This is a genomic window from Alistipes sp. D31t1_170403_E11, assembly GCF_015553985.1.
Classification (GTDB): domain Bacteria; phylum Bacteroidota; class Bacteroidia; order Bacteroidales; family Rikenellaceae; genus Alistipes; species Alistipes montrealensis.
Genome location: NZ_JADNHQ010000020.1, coordinates 1 through 5,011, shown reverse-complemented (window position 1 = coordinate 5,011; position 5,011 = coordinate 1). Strand labels below are relative to the sequence as shown.

3 protein-coding genes are annotated in these 5,011 nt (G+C 62.9%); all 3 read right to left on the bottom strand.

Translation table 11 applies throughout. From position 1 onward, the window contains the following. On the bottom strand, nucleotides 1-2,399 hold a 2,399-nt coding region (locus I2E69_RS15115), incomplete at its 3' end, for a HEAT repeat domain-containing protein (protein WP_195462053.1). 23 nt (nucleotides 2,400-2,422) lie between these two features. Then, nucleotides 2,423-3,703 (bottom strand): Gfo/Idh/MocA family oxidoreductase, encoded by a 1,281-nt coding sequence (locus I2E69_RS15110; RefSeq protein WP_195462052.1) that lies wholly within the window; start codon nucleotides 3,701-3,703, stop codon nucleotides 2,423-2,425. Between the two features lie 76 nt (nucleotides 3,704-3,779). After that, nucleotides 3,780-5,011: DUF1080 domain-containing protein (locus I2E69_RS15105; protein ID WP_195462051.1), on the bottom strand; the 1,232-nt coding region annotated here is incomplete at its 5' end.

Genomic DNA, 5,011 nt, shown 5'->3' with positions numbered 1-5,011 from the left:
ATCTGCGGAATGGCCCTTACCGCGATACCGGCCTCTCCAGGAGTTTTCCAGTCGAGAATCATCTCGAAGTTTTCGTATTGCTTCGGGAATTGGATCGCGGGAGCGTTTGCTTGGGCCGTGAGGATACCGTCTGTCAGGACCCATTTTTGCGCCATTGCTGCGTCAGCCTCCAGTTGTGCCTTTGCCAGGGCCTTTGGCTTCATGGCCTTTCGGGTCTCGGGGTTTCCGACTACGGCTTTCCGGTTCTCCGGTTCGAGCGACAGGGGCTCGAATCCGGCCTCGGGGAGTTTTGCCATAAGTCCCTTTATCTCGTCGACGGCATACCCTGCATCGGCGTCGGCCTTGGCGAGTTCGACGTATACTTCCAGGGCCTTTTTCAGGGCTGCGGCTACCGTCTGACCACCCATGCCGGGGTTCTTCGCAGCGACGGTCTTCACGACCAATGCCGCCGTTTCGGCCGTCGCGGGAGCGTCCATATACTTCACGGCGAGTACCAGGGCGGGGAATACCGGGGTCTTGGAGAGCGCTTTGAGCAGTTTGTTCTGCGTTTTGGCCGAAGGGTTGGCTTCCAGGCCTTTGCGGTAAAGCTGGTATTTGCGCATCGGCGTATTGTCGGAGGCCGTTGCGAAATCGGTGTAACGCGAGATGGCGGCATCGGTCCAGTCGGGGTTCTTCCCGGCCAGTTCGTAGAGCACGTCGATCATCACGGGGTTCTTCACCGTGAGTAGGGCTGCGAAGGCGGCTTTCGGGTCGTCGGCTTTCAGCAGCGCGCCGATGGCCTCATCGGTGGCGGCCTGCGCCAGCAGGGGGTAGTAGCGGGCCTTCTGCGGGGCTGCGGCCATGCGTCCCGCCACCAGCTTGTACTGCATGTCGGGAGCCGCCGGCGCCAGGGCGTTCCTCAGTCCGGCCTGCAGGGCCTTCACGTCGTCTCCCTGCGCCTTGTCCAGCAGGTCGCACAGGCGGTCGAAATCGCCGGCGGTCGTGACGCCGGCCAGCGCGTCGTAAGCTGCCGTGCGTACGGCCTTGTCGCCGGATCCGAGCAGGGCGAATACCTTGTCGGCCGCGGTCGTGATGCGCCGCTTGGCGACGAGCTTCAGCGCATTGGCCTGCGTGGCGGGGTCGCCGTCGAGGGCCGCGACGAATGCGGCGTTGGGCTTTCCGTTAAAAGCCGCGAGGGCCGCGGAAGCCTCTTTGGCATGTGCGCCTCCCAGTTGTGCTATCAATGCGTCGAGCGCCTGCTGTCCGCCGATCTTCCCGGCAGCACGGACGGCTGCCAGGGCCAGCTCATCGTCCGGCGACGACATGGCGGCAACCACGGCGGCGCTCTGCGATGCGGCGTGGCGCGCTCCCAGCCAGCTTACGACATCCGTTTTCGCGGCGTCGCTCAGCGACGGGAGCTTCTTGACGAGGGCGGCATAGAGCGCCTCGTCGGCGAAGGCATTCGCGTAATCGAGCGCAGCGCAGCGGTAGGCCCTGTCGGCGTCTTTGAGCGCGGCGAGCACCGTCTGTGTCCGTTTTTTGGCATCCGCAGCCAGGACGATTTCCAATCCCGCGGCGCGGACGTTCTGCGGCAGGGCGGGTTTTTGCAGGGCTTTGGCCGCGGAGAGTGCCTTCTGCTCGCCCGCTGCGGCGAGCCGTGCCAGCAGGTTCACGTAAGCCCCCGTGGCGTCGTTCTTCGTGAACGCATAGCCGTCGGCTTTGGCGGCTGCGGCGAGCGGCGCTATCGAAGCGTGCGTGCCGCATTTGGCCAGCGCGTTGTAAACGGCCTGCCTGGCCGGGGTGTCGGCCGTGGGGTCGGCGGCCCATTTCAGCAGCGCGGGCTCCGCGGCCGCAAGGCCTTTCTCCGCCGCGGCATAAGCCAGCAGGGCGTTCGGAGCGGGGCTTTCGCCGATCAGCGCCAGGAGGGTCGCTTCGGTTCCCGGCGTGGAGATCAGGCCCCGCACGGCGTAATCCGCAAGGTAGTCGTCCCCGGCGTACTTCACGAAGACGGGAGCCTCCCGGGCCGTTGCACACAACTGGAGCAGCGAGAGCAGGAAGGCCTGGTTGGGTTTGTCCGTCGAGGCGGCGACGGCGTCGGCCAGTCCGGTGCGGACCTCCCGGGCGAGCGCCTCGCGGCCTTGGGCCGAGACGTAGCTCACTACGCCGCCGAGGGCGTATTCGACCACGGCGTTCTTGCCTTCGGAGGCGGGGACAAGCATCCCGGCCATCATCCGGATTCCGTCGGCTCCGGTTGCCGCGAGTTCCTGCATCAGGCTGTCGAACGCCTTGGGCGTCTGGGCCGGAAGTTGGGCCAGGGCATCCGCCACGATCGTTTCGGCGGTACGCTGGCGGGCATCCTGCGCTCCGGCGGCGAAAGGCACGAGGGCGAGCAGGAGTATGGCGATGAATAACTTCTTCATGGTTTTTTCAGGTTTGGACGTTATCAGATTTTCCACGGAGTGCGCATCGGCTGGTCGATGAGGCGGTTGGCGGCCTCGTCGCCGACGAAGAGCTGCTTGTCGGGATCGAAATGCAGCGTGCGGTTCAGCCGCAGGGCGCACGCGCCCAGGTTGACCAGCGTGGAACTGCGGTGTCCCTTCGCTTCGTCGAGGGCGAAGGGCTCGCGGCTGCGGACGCACTGCAGGAAGTCGGTGTTCTGAGGCTCGGGGTCGGGCATCTCGGCGATCTTCTCCATCACGTCGGGAATCGTACACTCGAAGCCCTGGTAGACCTTGCCCAAAGGACCTTCGATATAGGGAACCTTGCCTTTGCTCTCGTAGCCTTCGCCTTCGAGCACGATCTGGCAGCCGTCGTCGTAGGTGTAGACGATCCTGCGCCAGATGCCCACGGCGTCGGGATGCTGCTGCGGGGCGTCGACCTCGATCTTCACCGGAGAGGTCTCGTCCTTGCCCAGCAGGTACTGAACGGGGTCCATGTAGTGCTGGCCCATGTCCGTCAGTCCGCCGCCATCGTAGTCCCAGTAACCGCGGAAGGTCTGGTGCACGCGGTGTTTGTTATAGGGTTTATAGGGCGCCGGGCCCAGCCACATGTCGTAGTCCAGTTCTTCCGGGACGGATTGCGGCCGGAGGTTTTCCTGCCCCACCCAGAAGAATTTCCACGTGAAGCCCGTAGCCCCCGAGATGGTCACCTTGAGGGGCCAGCCCAGCAGGCCGCTGTCGACGAGTTTCTTCAGGGGCTCGACCGTCGTGCCCAGTCCGTAGAAGGTATCCTTGAAGCGGAACCACGTGTTCAGGCGGAAGATCCGCCCGTTCTGCCGGACGGCCTCCACCACACGTTTACCCTCGCCGATGGTACGCGTCATGGGCTTCTCGCACCAGATGTCCTTGCCGGCTTTGGCAGCTTCCACGGCCATGATGCCATGCCAGTGGGGCGGGGTGGCGATATGTACGATGTCGACGTTGGGATCGGTAATCAGGTCCCGGTAGTCGTGGTAGCTTTCGAGCGTCTTGTCGAACTTCTTGCGGCCCAGCGCGACGGCGCTTTCGAGGTGCTTGCGGTCCACGTCGCAGACCGCAACCAGGCGGCACGCGTCCGAGGACGTGAAGTGGTAGCTGCTCTTGCCGATGCCGCCCACGCCGATGATACCCTTGGTGAGCTGGTCGCTCGGGGCGACGAATCTGGAGCCTCCCAGAACGCTGCGCGGGACAACCGTCAGCAGCGCCAGTCCGCCTACCTTTTTCAGAAAATCTCTGCGGTTACTCATTTTATCTCTTTGTTTTAGGTGCTAGTTTGAAGAGGTTGAAAGCCGGGATTCCGCATAACGAAACCCCGGCTCTGTTTTACAGCGTCGTCAGCCGGAGGTTACGCCACAGGACCTTGATGCCGCCGCCGTCGTGAATCTGAAGCGCGATGCGTCCTTGCGCTGCGCCGATCTTCGCGTCCGTGAGGTCCACCATCGCTTCGCCGTTGAGCCACGTCTGAACACGGTCTCCCTGGACCTTCAGCCGCAGCGTGTTCCAATCCCCCTCCTTGAGGATCGACTCCTTCTCGTCAGGGATCTGGGCCAGCCAGCCCCGGCCGTAGGATTCGTAGATGCCCGCCGTGTCGTGGTTCTTCGGAGCGACCTCGCACTGCCAGCCGTGAACCTTCACCGGCGGCTCGATGAACGAACGGAAGAAGACGCCCGAGTTCCCGTTGGAGAGCTGCTTGAACTCGACCGTGAGGTCGAAATCATCGTAGTATTCGCGCGTGGCCAGGTAGCCGTACTGCTTGTCGGGACCGCTCTCGCAGACCAGGCAGCCCTCCTTGTCCACATACCACTTCTCCGTGCCGTAGGCTTCCCAGCCCGTAAGGTCCCGGCCGTTGAAGAGTTCCACTTCGCGGCCTGCCTTGCGGGGAAGCTCCTTGATCTTCAGGTTGCGGAAAGAGGCCGGATAGCCGTGGTCCTGAAGGCACAGAACGCCCCGCCGCGCCAGACCGTATTCGGGTGCAGTCTCCCATTTGCCGCTGTTCTTGCGCGAGAACCAGTCATCGGTGTAGGCTTCGAACTCAAGGATCTTGTGCCCGTTGAGCCAATGCTCCACGTGCCCGTTGTCGCACACGATGCGCGAATTATTCCACTCGCCCTGCGGATTGACAAACAGGGAATCCGCAGTCGGAAGGTGCATCGCGTAGTCCACGCCCAGCTTCTGCCACTCTTCGAGCTTCGTCGGAGCGTTCTGAGACTCCCAGCCATCGTTGTCGATCAGTTGGTACTCGGGACCCGTGACGTAGGGAACCTTGAAATAAGGATTCTCAACGACGTGGTAAAGCATGCCGCTGTTACCTCCGTAGGAGAGCTTCCAGTCCCAGTCTACGATGAAGTTTTCGTATTGTTTCTTGGTGACGATATAGCCCGAAAGGTCGCTCCCGTCGCCGTTAGCCTGGATGCACCCGTCGACAACGTGCCACGGCTGGGTCAGAGAGTCCCCGTTGAAGTCTTTCCATTGATCAAGGCTATTCCCGTCGAAAAGCAATTCCCAGCCGGAGGCGATCTCCGATTCGCTGAGCGTGTTGTGGCGGGGAACGCAGG